The organism is Legionella pelazae (assembly GCF_052527395.1).
Window position 1 is genome coordinate 15,886 of the sequence record NZ_JBNVZS010000003.1, and the last position, 17,036, is coordinate 32,921.

Consider the following 17,036-nt stretch of genomic DNA (forward strand, 5'->3'; position numbering starts at 1 on the left):
CACTACTGTTTAGATAAAAAAGAAAGCAGGGTAGGTTGGGCTAAACGAAGTGCAGCCCAACAAAATTATGAAGCTGCTATACGCCTTATGATTGACACTGTTGGGCTGCGCTACGCTTAGCCCAACCTACCTACCTATGCTTTAACCGGACAGTAGTGCGCTTTTGCGGGAATGACAGAACTTATATATGGGAGTTCTTGTTTGCAGAAATGCCAAGGTTTTTTATATAAGAATAAATTCTTGCCTTTGCGAGAAGGTGACAAGATCTTTTAACTCAGCGCGCTACAGCATACAGGAATTCCACCATGCCAAGCAATTTTTCCTTAAGTCAGATGATGACTGGATTTATGTCAGTGATGATTGGCTTTAGTAGTACGGCTGTTATTATTTTACAAGCTGCCGCTGCTGCTGGCACATCCACTGCAGAATTAAATTCCTGGATTTTTAGTCTATGCTTAGGCGTTGCGTGTACTTGTATTGGTTTATCCCTCTATTATCGCATGCCTATCTTAACTGCTTGGTCAACGCCAGGCGCGGCTTTTCTAATTGCTAGTTTGCCAGGTATTCCGCTTAATCAAGCAATTGGCGCATTCATTTTTTCAGCTGTATTGACTATATTTGCTGGTGTAAGTGGCTCTGTGACTAAAATCATGCGCTTCATTCCTACTTCAATAGCAAGTGCTATGTTAGCTGGCATATTACTGCATTTTGGTATTGGCTTATTTATGGCCGTACAAGCGCAATCGTTATTAGTATTAGGCATGATTTTTATGTATTTGCTTGGTAAACAGTTCTTTCCGCGTGTTGTTATTTTAATTGTTATGGCCTCAGGCATGATTATCGCCGCAGGAGAAGGGTTAATTAACACATCTGCTTTACATTTAGAGATAGCTTATCCAATTTTCACTAAACCTGAATTTTCATGGGCAGTCTTAGCTAGCGTTGGTTTTCCACTTGCGATTGTAACGATGACTTCACAAAACCTACCTGGTTTTTCAGTCTTGAAAGCGGCGGGATATCAGCCACCTATTTCAGCCATAACCAGTTGGGTAGGTATCGTTAATTTATTAGTTGCGCCTTTTGGCGGTTTTTCTGTTAATTTAGCTGCATTAACAGCGGCTATGTGCGCTAATGAAGAAGCGCATAAAGATCCGGCTCTTCGTTATTATTCTACAATTTGGGCTGGCTTTTTTTATTTTTTAATCGCCCTTTGCGGGGCGACTTTATTAGCTTTACTTGCAGCTCTTCCTAAAGAATTAATGGCAGCCCTTGCAGGCCTGGCTCTTCTTAGCACTTTAGGTTCTAACCTTAAAGCGGCTGTTGAAGATGATACTCACCGTGATTCTGCTTTAATTACCTTTCTCGTGGCAGCTTCAGGAGTTAGTTTATTAGGAATCAATGCTGCTTTTTGGAGTTTACTAGCTGGTTTAATATCATCTCATCTGCCTAGCTCATTTGCAAAATTGCTCAATAAGTTACAACATAATTAGTAGAAGCTCGAAGAATTATTGAGATAAGTGTGTGGAGTTTAAAACGCAATACTTTTTATTTAAAAGAAAATTGTTCACCAACTAATTTTAATTTAAGTCTTTATTTAAAAGAATTAGGTTGGAAAAAAAGTAATTGGCGCCGTCTTGCTAAGTTTAGTATTGATAATTTAGCGTTTGACGAGCAGGCCGCTCAGTGCCTTGAATATAAACACTTATTAGCCAATTTAGTAAATCAACACTGTCCAGCGGTCATGCCGCTAACTTATTGTATAAATGATCATAATTGGCCAATGATATTAAATCAAATTGCCCAAAAATTTTATTTAAAAAATAATCAATTGTTTAATGAGGTGAAAAATTTAATTTGGATTTTAAAGCCGGCGTTGTTAAATAATGGACAATCCATTAAATTATTTAACAGATTAAGTGACTTAGAGCAGCACTTTTTAAGTGCTAACCGCTTAGGTGGCGAACATGTGTTGCAGTATTATATTCCTAACCCTCAGCTGCTCAGAGATAACCGCAAATACAGTATCCGGCAATTTATAGTACTTACAAATTATACTGGGGCTTATCTTTATCGTCATGGTTATTTTAATGTGGCTATGCAACCCTATAACCTAAACAATATCGCAAATATTAATGCTCATTTAACTAATGAACATTTGCATGGTAATGAGCCAAATGTTATTCAGATTCCAACAGATCAGTTTACCTTTTTCCCGACTCTATATTCTCAGATAAAAGTGATTTTAGAGGAAGTAGTTATAGGGTTGAAAAAGCTTTATCCAGAAGCGTTTAAACTCTATAGAAAACCAACATTTGCTTTGTTTGGTGTCGATTTCATGGTCGATGATCAAAATAAAGTTTGGTTGCTTGAGGCCAATCATGGTCCTTGTTTTCCCTTAAGTGAGACTCATCCACTCCAACAATATTTATATCAGCCATTTTGGCGCGCTATTATTGAAAATTTTGTCGTGCCTATAGGTAATGAACAACTATCGCAGCCAGAGAACGATTCCTTTCATAAGCTTGTTAAATAAGATAATTAGCTATTTACAACTCTTTTCTATTTTCCATAAAAACTGTTCAATATTTAATATTATTGCGCAGTTATTTTGTTTAAATTGGATCATATTGGTACGTTATTTGCTAAACTGTGTATAAGAAGTAAGAAAAGGAGTTGGTCATGGAGAAATTGATTCTACATCCTACTGAAACGAGTCAATGGTATGCCTTAGTTAATGAAGCGCAAGCTTCTACACGTTTAATCCTTAATGAAAATACTGAGAGTTATTTAGTTTTTCTTCTAATGCGCTTCTCTCAAGGACCTAAATTAATAGAATCGGTTCTTGCGTTGGATTTTTTAGAATCAATGCAAACAACAGGCCGAAGACAAGCAGACTTATTAAGAGACGTAGGGGATAAAAGTTTACTTTTTTGTGGTTTATTTCCAGGTATAGCTGAACGCCGTAAGCTTAATTTAAATTATTTTTCCAATATTGGACAAATTGCTTATCTTAGCGTTGGTGAATTACACTCACCTGAAACAGCGGAGTTATTTTTTCAATTAAGCGCTCAATTTGCTACATTGCAGCAAGTATTACAGGCCATGCGTGGAGAATACTTAAAGTTTAGTAAAATAGACCCAGGGATTATTTCAGCAACTAAACTTACGTTGCAATAAGGGTTATAATTTATTCTTAATTAAGGTAAAAATTAGTTTCCTTTATGAAATAGCATAGTGATATCAATTGCATCAAAGCTATAGAGTTGGTTACAAAAATCACAGGTGACATCAATTTTGCCTTTTTCTGCCAGTAGTTCTTTAATATCCTTTTCACCTAGTATCGTTAATACTTGTCTCATCTTTTCAGGATTACAGCGGCACTTAAATGTAACCACTTTATTGTCAAAAACTCGAATATCTGTTTCATGATATAAACGGTATAAGAGCGTTTCATTGTCTAGATTAAGTAGCTCTGACTCACTAATTGTTTGGCCAATGTGTACTGCATATTCCCAAAAGTGTTCACGCTGCTCTGAACTTTGCCCAGGCATTAATTGCAATAAGAGGCCGGCAACTTTTGTATCATTACTTGCCAGCCATACTCGACTTGGTATTTGTTCTGACTGCGCATAATAATACATTAAATTTTCAGCCATTGAGGTACTTTGAATAGGTAAAATACTCTGATAAGACTGGGTATGATTATAGGGATTTATGGTAAGTACCATTTTTCCCGCTAAAAAGGCAGCAGCATATTCCTCAGTCGTTAAATCAGATTGAAATTTAGCAAACCCTCGTAAATGTAATTGATGATCGCATTGAACTAGTAGCAGAGGCAGACGTTTGTCACCTTGGAACTGTAAGCTTAGTTCACCTTCAAATTTGATACTACCTATCATTAATAAACAGGATACTAATGCCTCACCTAAGACATTTTTTACCATAGGTGGATAAGTTCTCTGGTTAATAATAGACGTGTAGGTATGATCTAAATGGGCAATTTCTCCGCGAATATTAGCGTGTTCGAACATAAAGCGTTGTAGACTATCCATGGTTATTCCCCATTTAAGTAAATTATTAAATCGACTATTCTAACATAGGCTTATTTAATGCTGAATGTGTATAATTTAGTAAATTTCTTTAGCAACACGATGACTGTAAACTGCCATTAAGTTACAAGTCAGCATTAAATTCTTACTACTCATGGCGTTAAATTTTTTATGTTTCTATTAGTATTTAGCTCGCTATAATAACTTGCAAAAGTGTTTAGACTTTTTAACTTAAAGTATAAGTAAATAAAATTAAGTTTATCTAGGATGTATTAATGCTTAATCCCCACCAAACGGCAGCTGTAAAATATATTGATGGGCCACTACTCGTTATAGCGGGTGCAGGTAGTGGTAAAACGCGAGTCATTACTCAAAAAATTGCTTATTTAATAGAACAATGTGGTTATAGTGCGTCATCTATTTATGCCATTACATTTACCAATAAAGCTGCTGAAGAAATGCGCAGTCGAATAGCGGCGACTATTAATGCGCCTAAGCGTCGCGGCTTAAATATAGCGACTTTTCATACTTTAGGATTAAAAATCATCAAAAAGCATTTAGATCACTGTAATTTACGCAACGGTTTTTCTATTTTTGATAGTGAAGATAGTCAACAATTATTAAAAAATTATTTGCCAATAGGACGCGCTCAGGATCGAGACTATTTAGCGCAAGTTCAACAGCAAATCTCTAGATGGAAAAATGATTTATTAACGCCTAAAGATTGTTATAAACAACCAAAGATTAGTCCTATTTTTGATGATGCCTTATTAGTTTATGATCAATATCAAGAAGCACTTAAGGCTTATAATGCGGTTGATTTTGATGACTTAATTAAAATTCCAGTTCATCTTCTTAACCAGGATGCCAAAATTCGCGAATACTGGCAAAATAAAGTCCGTCACTTATTAGTTGATGAATATCAAGATTCAAATACCAGCCAATATTTATTTATTAAGTTATTAACAGGTATGCGTGCTCGTTTTACCGTTGTGGGTGACGATGATCAATCAATCTATGCTTGGCGTGGGGCAAGGCCTGAAAATTTAGCACAGTTAAAAAAAGATTACCCGCAATTAAAAGTTATTATGTTAGAGCAAAATTATCGTTCAACCAGTCGTATACTGCATGTAGCGAATACTTTAATTGCCAATAATACTCATTTATTTGAAAAAAAATTATGGAGCCAACTAGGCCAAGGTGAATTATTGCGCGTTTTATGCTGTAAAGATGAGCAAGATGAGGCTGAACAAGTAGTTATGGATATGATTAGCCATAAATTGCGCTTAGGGAAAAAATATGGGGAGTATGCCATTTTGTATCGTGGTAATCATCAATCTCGTATTTTTGAAAAAGTATTGCGCCATCATAGTATTGCTTATCGTATTAGTGGTGGTCAGTCCTGGTTTGCGCGCGCGGAAGTTAAAGATATTTTTGCTTACTTAAGGCTAATATGCAATGAAGCAGATGATGCTGGATTTTTAAGGGCTGTTAACACGCCTAAGCGAGGTATTGGCGATGTTAGTTTAACGGCTTTAGGTCAGTATGCTCAATTAAGGCAACTTAGTTTGTTTCAATGTGCTGATCACCTAGCGTTAGCTGATCGGATTGCTGAGAAGCCACGTTTAGCATTAGAAAACTTTAAGCGATGGCTATTAGGAATGAGAGAGCGTTTAGCTAATCATTCTACTTCTGTGGAGATATTACGTGAAATGGTCGATGAAAGCGGTTATGAAGCTTACCTTTATGAACAATGCAACTCACCAGCAAGAGCACAACGAGGTATGGAAAATATCTGGGAATTGCTTGATTGGATAGGGCGTTTATTAGACAAAGACCCTAATCAAACTTTAAGTGATGTGATTAATAAACTTATTTTAATTGATATTTTGGAGCAATCAGGCGAGGCTAATGAAGACAGTGTACAGCTTATGACGTTACATGCAGCAAAAGGTTTAGAATTTCCTTTCGTTTATTTAGTAGGTATGGAAGAAGATTTGTTACCGCATCGAGTGAGTATTGATGAAGATCAAATTGAAGAAGAAAGGCGTTTAGCTTATGTAGGTATTACCCGCGCTCAAAAAGGGCTTTGTTTAACTTTAGCTAAACAGCGGCGTCGGGCTGGTGAACTGCAAGAGTGCCAGCCAAGTCGCTTTCTAGATGAATTACCTAAGGATAGTCTAGAATGGTTTGGGAAAGGTGAGCACAATAAGGAACGTTCTAAGGCATTAGCTAAATCACATTTAAGTAGTTTAAAAAGTCTACTTACTTAATTTCTTGTTATAAGAAATAAAGCATTGATTGAAGAATCAGACTTTAACCTTCATTACTTTTAATAAAAATCGTAATAAAAATACAGCAGCTAAACCAATTAAGCCGCCTTCAATCACATGTGAAAGTCTTTCAAATGCAATTGTTTTTGAATGGGTGATTAGTATTGCTGCTATAGCTACAAAGAAGCAGCGAAGAGTATAGGCAATTATATAGCGACGAAAAGCAACTAATGTTAGAAGAAGACATAAAGTAATTAATGTTAAATTAAAAGGAGTTGAAGGGATAATATACTGAGCAAAGAGAATACTTAACGGAACGCCAAGTAAAACTCCCATTACGCGCTGCTTGAATTTTTTAGGTGACGTTTCTCTATTGCCTGTAATAACGCTAGCTACTCCCCAAATCATCCAATGTCCATTTTGCATAGGTAAATATTCAACGATACTAGAGGCAATAATGATGCCTAAGCCCATGGCTAACATAGCCTCTAGATTACTTTCCATTTTTCCAAAATCAGATAGATAAGATAGCTGGAAAGCTTGCCAATGATATCCTTTTTTTAAGGCTCTAATTTGGTCATAAAAACTCATAACTAGCGTAGGTAACAATGAAATAATTAAAAAAGGAAAAATGCTTTGAATTTCATTCCAAAAACTATATTTTATTTCAGAGGCTAGCTCTATTGAAAGAATAATAGCGGGAATAAATGTCCAGTTTCCTAATGTTCGTAATTGATCACCATAAGTAGTAATCCAAATGATAGTTACTGCAGACAGTGTGCAAATTGCTATAAAAAGCACAGGTTGAAATTGAGTTAGAAACAATAAATTAAAAAGAATGATTACGCTTAATCCATGAAGTAAAACACCCAATGTAGTCAGTTGTAATTTTTCTTTCACAATTAAGCTAGACATACTTACAACAGAGACTTGTAGCCAAGAGTAATTTTTAGTAACTGAAAAAAGATAGGCAAAAGGAATAAGGACTAAGATGCCACGAAATAATAAATGGCCTCTAATTTCATTTTTTAACCATTTAAAAATATTTAGTAAAAGGATTCTCATTAAGAGTGTTTTAAATCAGATACTGTCAAAATCGTTGCAATTCTACTCAATAAGTCAATCGAAGATTGGTGCTCATGAGTAGTTACAGCTGCACAAATATCTTCAATAATGCAAACCTGATAATCACGATCATGTGCATCGCGCGCGGTACTTTGTACAGCCCAGGCTGTGCTTACTCCCCCGATTAACAAGCGTTCAATTTTATTAACTCGCAATATGACATCAAGGTTGGTTCCATAAAATGCACTTACTCTGGGCTTTATAATAGATAAACACCCTGTGGTATTTAAATTAGGATGAAAATTCGTTCCTTCTGAATTGAGTTTTAAAGCGCCTAACTCATTAACTTTACCAAACATGGGCGAGTATTTAGGTTGCTCAGTATAATTTGCACTAAAGGCTACTTTAACTAAAAGTTTTAACCACTGTTTTTCTTCTGCTATTTCTAACACTTTATTAGTTTTAGAAATGATGTCTCGCTCTGTAGCTTGCGCTGCACAACGAGCAATCTTCCCTTTAGGATGCATAATGTCAATGATATAATCTAATCCTAGAAATGCTGTACGCATATTGTTTATATCCTTAAAGTAAGATTAGACTTCTTTGGAAACTCTACTGCAAGGGCCAATTTGCAGGCCGCGGCAGTGCTCGAATCCTCATATACTTTCTGTACACTCCGGTTCTGTGCGCTGGCGCAACCTGCAACTTGAGGCGCAGCGAGTTTTGAAAGAAATCTATTATAAAATTAATTGACTTTGGCCTATTTTGCAATCCTATATCTAATTTGTTTAAAAGTCATAAATGCTCCTAGAAAGTTGCTCAGGAAGAGGAGCATTTATATTTTAATTTTATGCAATGTACTGCACTGTAATTTTAGTTCAATAAATTTTATGCTGCTGGCGGACTAATGCGTTCAGCAAGATCTTCTAAAAATTCAGTTGTTTTAGTCTTCTGGGTATTAAAGAAACGGTGTTTCTGAAAAGTAGTATAATGAGCTGCTTCTTCAACCTGAGCTGCAGGATTGTGTTTAAGTCCATCTTTCCTCAATTCATCTTGTAACTCAGTAAGCGTAGCTTCTTTTTCTTGAGCTACCTTAGAATTAACAAATACACTTTTTAAATGTTTATTTTTAAAACGCTCAATTCGGTAATCAGCTTGTTCAACACGCCACTCTGAAGATAATTGTTGTTCTTCTGATTCAAATTGAACATTTTCAACAGGTTTTTGACCCGTCTGCTTATTCCAAGCTTCGTGAAAGCTTAAAATGTGTTTTGAGCTGCCTTTATTGCGTTGGCTTACAGTATAATCCCAAAGCGCTGCCAATAAATATAAAGGTGAGAAAATAACTTTTAGAACCCTGGTTGGTAAATCAACCTCATGATTATGCCCTTCACCTGCCTGTAATTGTTCTTTTAATAAATCTTTTGTTTCATGGTAATGACCATCATGTTTATGGTGATGATGCTCATGTCCTTGTTCAAAAAAATAATGCGCATCTTCAAAACCTTCACTGATGATGCCTAAAAGGGCAGAAACAATTTCGGGGACTCCTGGTACTCTATCTGAGGTAACCCCAATACTAACTAAATGACCTAAAAAGAAAAGGATTCTTAAGGGAGTAAGGGTTAATTTAAGAAGAATACGGGCCGGGTTAAGGAGTTGCAACCAATTTTCATGCTCTTTTAATTTGTGAAAAGCATTTTGGATTGATGTAGATGTCTTAGTAAAAATATTCCCTTTAGTACGTGTTAAGCCATCAATCATTTCTAAAGATTCACTTGTATTTTGCAAATTGAAAATAAGTGTTGAAGTACCAGTAATAATAGGATTAATGATCCCCATAATAAATGCTGGCATTTTACCCATCCAAGTAAATAGGGGGCGAGCCGTTTTAGCAACTGTCCACCAGGTTCCAGCCGTACAAATTGTGAGCGCTACCGTAAGTGTTAATAAGCTAACTGCAGTCACCGCTAGAAAGATATTACGTACTTTGTGCTCTGAGGCATTTTCTTTCGTGAAATTATTTTTAATTTTAAAAAACCATTTGCGTAAAGTGTCATTATTAATCATATCTGTTACGGCATTATAAGTAAGAAAGCCGTAAGCCGCGCCAGCAATAATTGCCATCGGGACAATAGCAAGAGATAGAAAGGTAAAAGGGAGGCTTGCTAACAGCGGAATAGTCGCGAATCCACCTACTAAAAGGTAGGTTGTACCTAATCCCATAAATAATCCGGCTAAGCCGCTAAAGACGCGAACCCCATTAAAAGTTTTTGTCCGGGCTGCTAATTTCTCTATTGCTTCTTTTTGCCCATGTTCAGCAAGCCAGTGCTGTAATTCAATCTTATATTTACTATAATTATCGAGGTTTTTCTCATTAGGCTTTTTATACAATTGGAGAGCAAACCATTTGCGCATATCCGACATAGTTTTTTCTATTTTCTTTTTACGCGCTAGGCTCTCTTTATCTAAATTTTTATGATTAAATTTACTTAAAAGTCTTAGTTGAATCTCATAGTCTTTAAAAAATTGTGGACAATCTTTATCGTCAGTATCTGGAAAATGATGCAATAAGTATTCATCTGCTAAATAGCCTGATAAGTAATCGCTTTTAAAAAGTTTTTGAAAAGCACCTTTAATATTTTGTAAATAGATTTCACCTTCGTAAGCGACCGATAGACCAAACGAAGCAAATGCCAAGGGTAATAGTGGCCATATGGCATACATACCACCAAAGCTTAAAAAACCGATAATTAAACTTGCACCTAAGGTTAAAAGGGTTAGCAATAAATAATACGGAATCTTTTTTGTTTTCATTGTTCACCAAGTAGCCATTTTGCGGAGGGGTAACTTTATAACAAATGAAAATGATTATCAATATTATTTAGATTAAAATGAAAACAGAAGGACTAGAAAACATATTTTCAATTTAAAATTTGTTATTTTTGCAGCAAATTTTTCCATTTATAATCAGCTCGTAATCACTCTGTAAACTAAGTAACTTAAAAATCAATTTCCATATTTATAGTGATGATGTACCATCAAAATGATCTTAACAGTTAAAGGAGCAATAATGCGTTCTTACTCATGGATGACTCTGCTTTCAGCGAGTCTTATGTTAGCTAATTCGGCCATAGCACAAACTGACGCTAAAACAGAGCAATTAAAGGTTCCGCAGTGTTTAGCAACACATTTACCATCAGACTATACAGTCATAGCTGAGAATAATTCCTTTAGAATTATAGATGTACCTGCCAATGACTTAGAAAAAATTGTTCGTATTGCTGATAAAGTAAAGTGTGGGCGTTTTACTAATATTACTCATCTTATCCAACGTACTAATATGCATGCCCGCCAAAATCAAGCGCAACATTTATTAGTTAAATCTCCTAAAAAAACGTTATTAGTTCGCCCAAATGCTTATCCTATTCAACATCAAGCTGAAGTTTCTGCAGCAATTGAGAAAGTTAAAGTTGAAAATATTATGGCAACTTTAACTCATCTAACTTCCTACGAGAATCGCTCAGCAACCAAAAATACAGGTGTTGAAACGGCTAAATGGTTACAGGCTAAATTTGAAGAATTAGCAAAAAGTGCTAAACGAAGCGATACCAAAACTTATTTTGTAAAAACAGGTAGCTATTATAAGCAGCCATCGTTGGTAACGGTGCTTGGCAAAGATATTAAAGCACCAGCTATTGTAATCGGTGCCCATATGGATACGCTAGACGGTAGAATGCCAGGTGCTGGTGATGATGGTAGTGGTTCATCTAGTCTAATGGAAGTTGCTCGTGTTTTACTAGAATCTTCCTATGAATTCAAAAGGCCTATTTATTTTATTTGGTATGCTGCAGAAGAGCGCGGGCTCGTTGGCTCTCAATATGTTGTAGAGCATTTTCTAGATGAATCTATTCCAGTTAAGGCAGTGATGCAGCTTGATATGACTGGTTTCCGCAATGATCGTAATGATCCTACTATGTGGGTTTTTAAAGATTATACTGATCGTGCCTTAACTAATTTCACTAGAGATTTAATTCAAACCTATCTTGGTGTGCCAGTTGCAGAATCATACTGCGGTTATGGCTGTAGTGACCATGCTTCCTGGGATGACGAAGGTATTCCTGCAGTTTTTCCTTGTGAAACTAATTTTGAAGATCATAATCCCTATATTCATACATCCCGGGATACAATTGATCGATTAACGCCAGAGCATATGGCTAATTTTAGTAAACTAGGATTAGCGTTTGCGATTGAATTAGCAAGTGAGTAATACCTATATAATTAGTCGATACTTTTTGATAATCCTATAAATTTGTTGGTCATTCTATTGAGAATGACCACTTTAAAATTTACTAACTCATTTTAATTTTATTTTCTTGTAAAACTGATAAAACATGTGCTTTTACAGTATTCCAATCAGCAATGCCATTTTCATCAGCATACAATACCGGATCAACGCGGTTTAGTTGAATGAAAGCTGCAATTCGTTGTACGGATGAGGCAGATTTATAGTCGGAAACACCATCCGTATTTGGCTTGTAAGAGGTGATGGTCCTCTTATAAATTTCATTAAAGTCTAAATTTAATTGCTTACAAGCATCAGCCCCATCTTTTAATATCCCATATTTATCACTATTTAAGTAAGGCATATAATTGATAACTTTATGAGCGTCCCAATTACCTAATTGAAAAGCTGTATAATCAGCATTAACAAATTCAGGACGACAATCAGGATATACGGCATGGTCTTCTGAGTGAATGCCTAACGCTACACAAACGGTAGTGTTTTCTTTGACGGCTCGTGAGAGCGCTGCTGCTTGCAAAATGGAAATAAAAATCTTGTTGCGATTTGGCACTACAGTAGCAGCCATATTTTCGCTATCATACAAGCCTTCAGGAACAACTTCCCCGCCATCAACAAGTGCTGAAAACAAAAGCTCACTTAAGCCATTTAAATGAATTAAATGATGATTAATCTTAAATCCTTTTTCATGTAAATATTGGACTAAATTTATTGCATAATCAATTTCAACTTTATGTTTTTGGCCATACAAAAATGAAATTGCATTAACTTGATAGTCTCTTGCCAATAAATGCAATAACAACGTACTTGAATCCATTCCTCCACTAAGTGCTAAATAGGCAAATTTAGCTGAATTTGGCATGTTATTTTCTCTTTAACAAAATTATGATATATAAATAAAAGACATCGTTTAACAGTATAAAGGAAGTTGGCTTTTTTCTCTATATGGTGAATTAAAAAACATAAATGATTTTAAAAATAAGATAATTCCTAATTTATTGTTTACCTTGTAGAATCCGATTAAAAAATTAATGACTTTCAGACTAATTTATAGTAAAAAATAGATGCCCTCTAGGGGCGCTGTTCAAAATTTACAAATATGAATATATTTTAAATCATTTTAATAACTATTTATTGAAGAGGAATGTAATGGCTCTCATATCGAAAGCACGCTTTAATCAGAAAGAAAAAGTTAAAGTAGAATTAAGTAGTGAGGTTTTAAGGAAAATAGAAGCTTACTGCCAATGGTCACAAATTGATGATATTAGCTTTTTTATTGAAGAAGCAGCTTGTTATGTTTTTGCAAAAGATAAAGAGTGGAAAGCATACCAAAAACAAGCAAAAAAAGCTGAAAACAGTGAGCGATAATTACTTTTTAGTAAGATTTTATTGATGTTTAAGGCTTTATTATTTGTTTAAGGCCTTAACATAGTGCTAACGGTTAACATTAGTTAGTTATACAGAGCTCTTTATAAGTTTCCTCTTCTCTTTAAACTAATTTAATTATTAAAGATACTTTAAAGGTTAATATGAAAAAATTTATTATTTTAATGTGTTTATCTCCTTTAGCCTCATTTGCTAATCCGGCAACAGGAAATACAGTAATAGCAACTTATCAAGAATTATGCGCTAAAGAACACGACCCAATAAAAAGGCAAAACTATTGCGTATTATTTGAAAAGAACGGCCAGGCCCATCCAGCTTCTAATATCTTTAAAAAAGACACTGCAATAGTCTAATTGAGAGTCATATTAAGTTAATGGTAATAGTATATTTATTATTTTAATTAACTTGTTAGGCTCATACTCCTTAAAATTGTGAGTGCTGAGTAAAGCTGAAAATCTTCGAAGAGTAAATTTGCTAAATCGGCTGAAGATTGTTCGTTATCTGCTAAATTATTTTTTTCATTTTTTAAATGCTTACTTAAGCTGAGTTCAGAAAAGTGTAGCAATTTTTTCTGCGTTGCTGTTTTAGGAATAGCAATTTCATCAATTTGAATATCCGGTATAATGCCCTTTGCCTGAATTGAAGTGCCAGATGGCGTATAATAAAGGGCGGTTGTTAATTTAATAGCATGCTTATCATCTAACGGTAATACTGTTTGTACAGAGCCTTTTCCGAAGCTTTTTGTTCCAACGATAACGGCTCTCTTATGATCTTTTAATGCACCCGCCACAATTTCCGAAGCAGAAGCTGAGCCATTGTTTATAAGTACAATTAGAGGTGCCTTTTCCAGGATATCACCCGGTGTAGCAATGGCTGTAAATTTACTTTCAGGTAACCTGCCTTTAGTATAAACAATAATTCCTCTATCCCCATGCTGATTATCAATAAATGCATCAGCGACCTCTACGGCGCTATCTAACAATCCGCCAGGATTATTGCGTAAATCAAGCACTAGGCCTTTTAGCTTATTTTTCGTTTGTTCTTGTAATTGGATAATTGCATTACGCATATCTTTTCCTGTTAACTCTTGGAATTGTGATAAGCGGATATAGCCAAACTGGTTATCAATTAATTTACTTTGTACACTTTGGATTTGGATTTTTTGACGTGTCATAGAAAAAGTTAACGGCTTATTAACCCCTTTACGAAGGATAACAAGATCAATAGCTGTCCCTTCCTCCCCCCGCATTATACTTACCGCCTCAGTTAAACTTAAGCCTTGTGCAGTTTTTGCGCCTAATTTAACAATATAATCGCCTGCTTTAATACCAGCTTTATAAGCAGGCGTATCAATTAGCGGCGTTACAACTTTAAGTAAACCATCTTCCTGGGTGATTTCTATACCAATCCCCGCAAAGTTTCCGCGAGTATTTAGCTCTAATTCTTTAAAGTCATTTTCATCTAGAAAAGCTGAGTGTGGATCAAGCCCATTTAACATGCCACGAATAGCATTATTAAATAAAGCTTCATCATTAACTGACTTTACATAATTTTGTTTTATCTGATAAAGTGCTTGTGAGAAACGCTGAACTTCTTCGTCAGCAATTTGTGAAGAATCATTCTCAGCGGCAAACAATGGTAAAGAAAAAAGAATTTGAAACAGTAAAACCAGCTGAATACGGCTACAAAACCGTTGCTTCAACATAGCTTCTCCTTATTTAATCCATTTTTCAACTAATTCTATCCATAGAGAGTTAACCTAATGCAATATAGATGCCAGTAGAGAAAGAGGAACTTTTAAGTTAGCTAATTGATTTCGTTAAATGTACAAGTATTAGTAAGATATTGATTAATCATGATCCATTTAGTATAATATTTGATAGAATAGGGCTAATTAACATATTTATTTAACTTAAGCAAAATTAAATTCCATGACAGTTGTAAATAGTTAAGTTATAGCACGTCTAATTTTAAAATTTTATAAATATAAATATAAATATAAATATTTATCAGGGATTACCATGTTTTTTATTAAATTAAGTTATAGTTATTTAGCGCAAAATTTATTTGTTTTTTGTAGTCATGGTGATTCTAATTTAGCACATGTTAAGCTCTTTTTTAAACGTAATAAATTACCTTTAAATGAATTTGAAAACAAGGAAATTAAGAATTATTCCACCTATATAAATTCAAACCAAATCGACGTACTTCATGAAAAAATAAAAGATTTGTTAGTTACACGCTTTGAGGCGATTAAACAAGAACGGGAAAATTACCAGAAAATAACGTGTGTAATCTTTATGGCTGATGTAAATTTAGGTCAACCGGGCCTTACTATATACCCAGAATTTTTATTAGATGATTTTATTCAACAGCAATTTACTCCTAGCCAAGTTGAAAAAATACTCTTTTCTTCTAGCTTAGAAGTAGTAGACGATGCTAATGAAAAACAAATAGAGAAGAATATAAAGATAATCGACCCCTCTTTTTTATTAAAAGAAGTAAAGCCTAAGATAGTTGCCTATTTAAATGGTCAAAATACTTCTATTCAAAACGAAGAGCCTCCTAAAAATAAATTAACTCTTTCTAATGTAGAGCCTAGGGTAGATAAAAGATCCCGCGAGCCTTCGGAAGAATTTAGTGTTCAACTAAAAGAAGCACCTAAATCAAGTCTTCCTAGTTCAAAGCCTGGATTATTTGCAGATAAAGCAAAAGACCAAGAGGATACGACTTCAGAGCAAGAATCTAGCTCAATTCATATAGCAAAAAAACATTACAAGGGTATTTAAATATATTTTCAAATCTTAGTAATAACTTATTATCTAAAACTGTTAAATCAAATGAAAAATATTTATTGTAATTTACGTTAAATAACTATTTTCTTTTTAGTTAACACTTCCTTAATTAAATTAATTTATAATAATTAAAAGATGTATTAAGAGTTACTTAGTAAAATTGTAATTTAAATGTTATTAAATTCTGTAATTTATTGATTATTTTTGAATAAATTCATTTAAGTAAATTTTAATTTTTTAAGTAAAAATCACCTAATAAGTGAGCTAATAAAATGAAAATAGATATAGTTTATGCAATTGAAGATAATGTACTAGTAATCCTTTGCGCACATGGATCTATGGGCGCTCAGGTAGTAAGTCCCCAAGTAGGAGCAAAAGCTTGGAATCGTGTCTGGGATCGTAAGGAACTACCAAATTCAACTGATGAGTCTTCAGTAGCAGTTATTCTAGAGAATGCTTTTAATAAAATAAAGGTGCAAGATAATTATCAGTCAGTAAGGGCTGTGATTTTCGCCTCTGATGTTAATTTAGGCTTCTCAGGACAAGAAAAGTTTCCTCATTGTGTATGTAAAGATTTTATTGAGCATCACTTTTCTTATCCTATTAAAAGAGTTCTTTTTTCATCAACCCAAAGTATAGTAGATAGAGCAGCTCAAGAAATAAGAGGTCAAAATATTGCTTGCGTAAAATCGACCACTAGGAATCCGAATGAAGTGTATGAAGCAATATTAGAGTTTAAAAAAGAATTAACAGCACTATTACATCCTTCACAGAATGTTCCTGTATCTCCTTCACAGAATGCGCCTGTAGCGTCTGATGATTCTGGAACGACTGAGTTTGGAAATTTAAGTATTAAAGATGCTGCTATTTCCGCTCAAGATGATAATTCGCCTGGTATATCTGATGAACTTGGTGGCGCGGTCGATAGAGCAAATTTAGATACAACTGTAGCTGATGGTTCTGTCGAGCCTGATGTGCTTGTTAAGCAGGAAGAAGATGATAATTCTACAGTCAAGTCACATCGCAAACTCGGTTTTTTTGATAAACATCAGAGTTCAGAAGCTGATGAAAGCTCAATTGATATTAAACCCAAGGTAAGTGTGATAAATCAATAATGTAACAATAGTATTAGTCTACGGAAACCTAAGCAACATTTGTTTAAAGC

The 17,036-nt window shown here is 34.6% G+C and carries 15 protein-coding genes; 9 read left to right on the plus strand and 6 right to left on the minus strand.

Features of this window, described 5'->3' with window-relative positions; translation table 11 throughout:
* Positions 1 to 305 precede the first annotated feature (305 nt).
* The 3 genes from ACQUW5_RS04610 (at position 306) to ACQUW5_RS04620 (ending at position 3,177) form a co-directional block, all read left to right on the plus strand.
* Entirely contained in the window at positions 306 to 1,490 is a 1,185-nt protein-coding gene (locus tag ACQUW5_RS04610; RefSeq protein ID WP_444990043.1) for a benzoate/H(+) symporter BenE family transporter, read from the plus strand.
* Between the two features lie 29 nt (positions 1,491 to 1,519).
* On the plus strand, positions 1,520 to 2,533 hold the full coding sequence (locus ACQUW5_RS04615) for an ATP-grasp domain-containing protein (RefSeq protein ID WP_444990044.1): 1,014 nt from the start codon (positions 1,520 to 1,522) through the stop codon (positions 2,531 to 2,533).
* A gap of 146 nt (positions 2,534 to 2,679) precedes the next feature.
* Positions 2,680 to 3,177, plus strand: coding sequence for a hypothetical protein (locus tag ACQUW5_RS04620; protein WP_444990045.1), 498 nt, complete (start codon positions 2,680 to 2,682; stop codon positions 3,175 to 3,177).
* A gap of 32 nt (positions 3,178 to 3,209) precedes the next feature.
* Here ACQUW5_RS04620 and hslO read toward each other — a convergent pair whose 3' ends face one another.
* Entirely contained in the window at positions 3,210 to 4,052 is an 843-nt protein-coding gene (gene hslO / locus ACQUW5_RS04625) for an Hsp33 family molecular chaperone HslO (RefSeq protein WP_444990046.1), read from the minus strand.
* Between the two features lie 272 nt (positions 4,053 to 4,324).
* On the opposite strand from hslO, the gene ACQUW5_RS04630 reads away from it, so the two are divergent.
* The gene (locus ACQUW5_RS04630) at positions 4,325 to 6,322 is read left to right on the plus strand and encodes a UvrD-helicase domain-containing protein (protein WP_444990047.1); all 1,998 of its coding nucleotides are present in this window, start codon (positions 4,325 to 4,327) and stop codon (positions 6,320 to 6,322) included.
* A 36-nt stretch (positions 6,323 to 6,358) separates the two neighbouring features.
* Here ACQUW5_RS04630 and ACQUW5_RS04635 read toward each other — a convergent pair whose 3' ends face one another.
* The 3 genes from ACQUW5_RS04635 to ACQUW5_RS04645 all read right to left on the minus strand — a co-directional run bounded on the left by ACQUW5_RS04635 (position 6,359) and on the right by ACQUW5_RS04645 (position 10,204).
* Entirely contained in the window at positions 6,359 to 7,387 is a 1,029-nt protein-coding gene (locus tag ACQUW5_RS04635) for an FUSC family protein (RefSeq protein ID WP_444990048.1), read from the minus strand.
* Positions 7,387 to 7,956, minus strand: a complete 570-nt coding sequence (locus tag ACQUW5_RS04640) for a cysteine hydrolase family protein (protein WP_444990049.1) — start codon at positions 7,954 to 7,956, stop codon at positions 7,387 to 7,389. The genes ACQUW5_RS04635 and ACQUW5_RS04640 overlap by 1 nt, the downstream gene beginning before the upstream one ends.
* 319 nt (positions 7,957 to 8,275) lie before the next feature.
* On the minus strand, positions 8,276 to 10,204 hold the full coding sequence (locus tag ACQUW5_RS04645) for a hypothetical protein (RefSeq protein WP_444990050.1): 1,929 nt from the start codon (positions 10,202 to 10,204) through the stop codon (positions 8,276 to 8,278).
* Positions 10,205 to 10,460: 256 nt separating this feature from the next.
* Between ACQUW5_RS04645 and lapA the strand changes: the two genes are divergently transcribed.
* Entirely contained in the window at positions 10,461 to 11,657 is a 1,197-nt protein-coding gene (gene lapA, locus ACQUW5_RS04650) for an aminopeptidase LapA (RefSeq protein ID WP_444990051.1), read from the plus strand.
* Positions 11,658 to 11,739: 82 nt separating this feature from the next.
* Here the strand turns inward: lapA and ACQUW5_RS04655 are convergent, their stop codons facing one another.
* A complete protein-coding gene (locus ACQUW5_RS04655; protein ID WP_444990052.1) occupies positions 11,740 to 12,552 on the minus strand; it encodes a 7-cyano-7-deazaguanine synthase in 813 nt (270 codons plus the stop codon).
* Between the two features lie 287 nt (positions 12,553 to 12,839).
* Here ACQUW5_RS04655 and ACQUW5_RS04660 point away from each other — a divergent pair, with 287 nt between their 5' ends.
* A complete protein-coding gene (locus ACQUW5_RS04660) occupies positions 12,840 to 13,058 on the plus strand; it encodes a hypothetical protein (RefSeq protein WP_131782555.1) in 219 nt (72 codons plus the stop codon).
* 161 nt (positions 13,059 to 13,219) lie between these two features.
* Complete coding sequence (locus ACQUW5_RS04665) at positions 13,220 to 13,429, plus strand: hypothetical protein (RefSeq protein ID WP_444990053.1); 210 nt, start codon at positions 13,220 to 13,222, stop codon at positions 13,427 to 13,429.
* A gap of 47 nt (positions 13,430 to 13,476) precedes the next feature.
* Here ACQUW5_RS04665 and ACQUW5_RS04670 read toward each other — a convergent pair whose 3' ends face one another.
* The gene (locus tag ACQUW5_RS04670; RefSeq protein ID WP_444990054.1) at positions 13,477 to 14,781 is read right to left on the minus strand and encodes a S41 family peptidase; all 1,305 of its coding nucleotides are present in this window, start codon (positions 14,779 to 14,781) and stop codon (positions 13,477 to 13,479) included.
* Between the two features lie 316 nt (positions 14,782 to 15,097).
* On the opposite strand from ACQUW5_RS04670, the gene ACQUW5_RS04675 reads away from it, so the two are divergent.
* A complete protein-coding gene (locus tag ACQUW5_RS04675) occupies positions 15,098 to 15,865 on the plus strand; it encodes a hypothetical protein (protein ID WP_444990055.1) in 768 nt (255 codons plus the stop codon).
* 278 nt (positions 15,866 to 16,143) lie between these two features.
* The gene (locus ACQUW5_RS04680; RefSeq protein WP_444990056.1) at positions 16,144 to 16,986 is read left to right on the plus strand and encodes a hypothetical protein; all 843 of its coding nucleotides are present in this window, start codon (positions 16,144 to 16,146) and stop codon (positions 16,984 to 16,986) included.
* The last annotated feature ends 50 nt before the right edge of the window (positions 16,987 to 17,036 follow it).

Excerpts from the sequence above, each read along its gene's own strand:
- ACQUW5_RS04635 (WP_444990048.1), bottom strand. The coding sequence starts at position 7,387 with ATGAGAATCCTTTTACTAAATATTTTTAAATGGTTAAAAAATGAAATT.
- ACQUW5_RS04660 (WP_131782555.1), top strand. The coding sequence starts at position 12,840 with ATGGCTCTCATATCGAAAGCACGCTTTAATCAGAAAGAAAAAGTTAAA.
- hslO (WP_444990046.1), bottom strand. The coding sequence starts at position 4,052 with ATGGATAGTCTACAACGCTTTATGTTCGAACACGCTAATATTCGCGGA.
- ACQUW5_RS04675 (WP_444990055.1), top strand. The coding sequence starts at position 15,098 with ATGTTTTTTATTAAATTAAGTTATAGTTATTTAGCGCAAAATTTATTT.
- ACQUW5_RS04670 (WP_444990054.1), bottom strand. The coding sequence starts at position 14,781 with ATGTTGAAGCAACGGTTTTGTAGCCGTATTCAGCTGGTTTTACTGTTT.
- ACQUW5_RS04680 (WP_444990056.1), top strand. The coding sequence starts at position 16,144 with ATGAAAATAGATATAGTTTATGCAATTGAAGATAATGTACTAGTAATC.
- ACQUW5_RS04640 (WP_444990049.1), bottom strand. The coding sequence starts at position 7,956 with ATGCGTACAGCATTTCTAGGATTAGATTATATCATTGACATTATGCAT.
- ACQUW5_RS04610 (WP_444990043.1), top strand. The coding sequence starts at position 306 with ATGCCAAGCAATTTTTCCTTAAGTCAGATGATGACTGGATTTATGTCA.
- ACQUW5_RS04665 (WP_444990053.1), top strand. The coding sequence starts at position 13,220 with ATGAAAAAATTTATTATTTTAATGTGTTTATCTCCTTTAGCCTCATTT.
- lapA (WP_444990051.1), top strand. The coding sequence starts at position 10,461 with ATGCGTTCTTACTCATGGATGACTCTGCTTTCAGCGAGTCTTATGTTA.
- ACQUW5_RS04620 (WP_444990045.1), top strand. The coding sequence starts at position 2,680 with ATGGAGAAATTGATTCTACATCCTACTGAAACGAGTCAATGGTATGCC.
- ACQUW5_RS04645 (WP_444990050.1), bottom strand. The coding sequence starts at position 10,204 with ATGAAAACAAAAAAGATTCCGTATTATTTATTGCTAACCCTTTTAACC.
- ACQUW5_RS04655 (WP_444990052.1), bottom strand. The coding sequence starts at position 12,552 with ATGCCAAATTCAGCTAAATTTGCCTATTTAGCACTTAGTGGAGGAATG.
- ACQUW5_RS04630 (WP_444990047.1), top strand. The coding sequence starts at position 4,325 with ATGCTTAATCCCCACCAAACGGCAGCTGTAAAATATATTGATGGGCCA.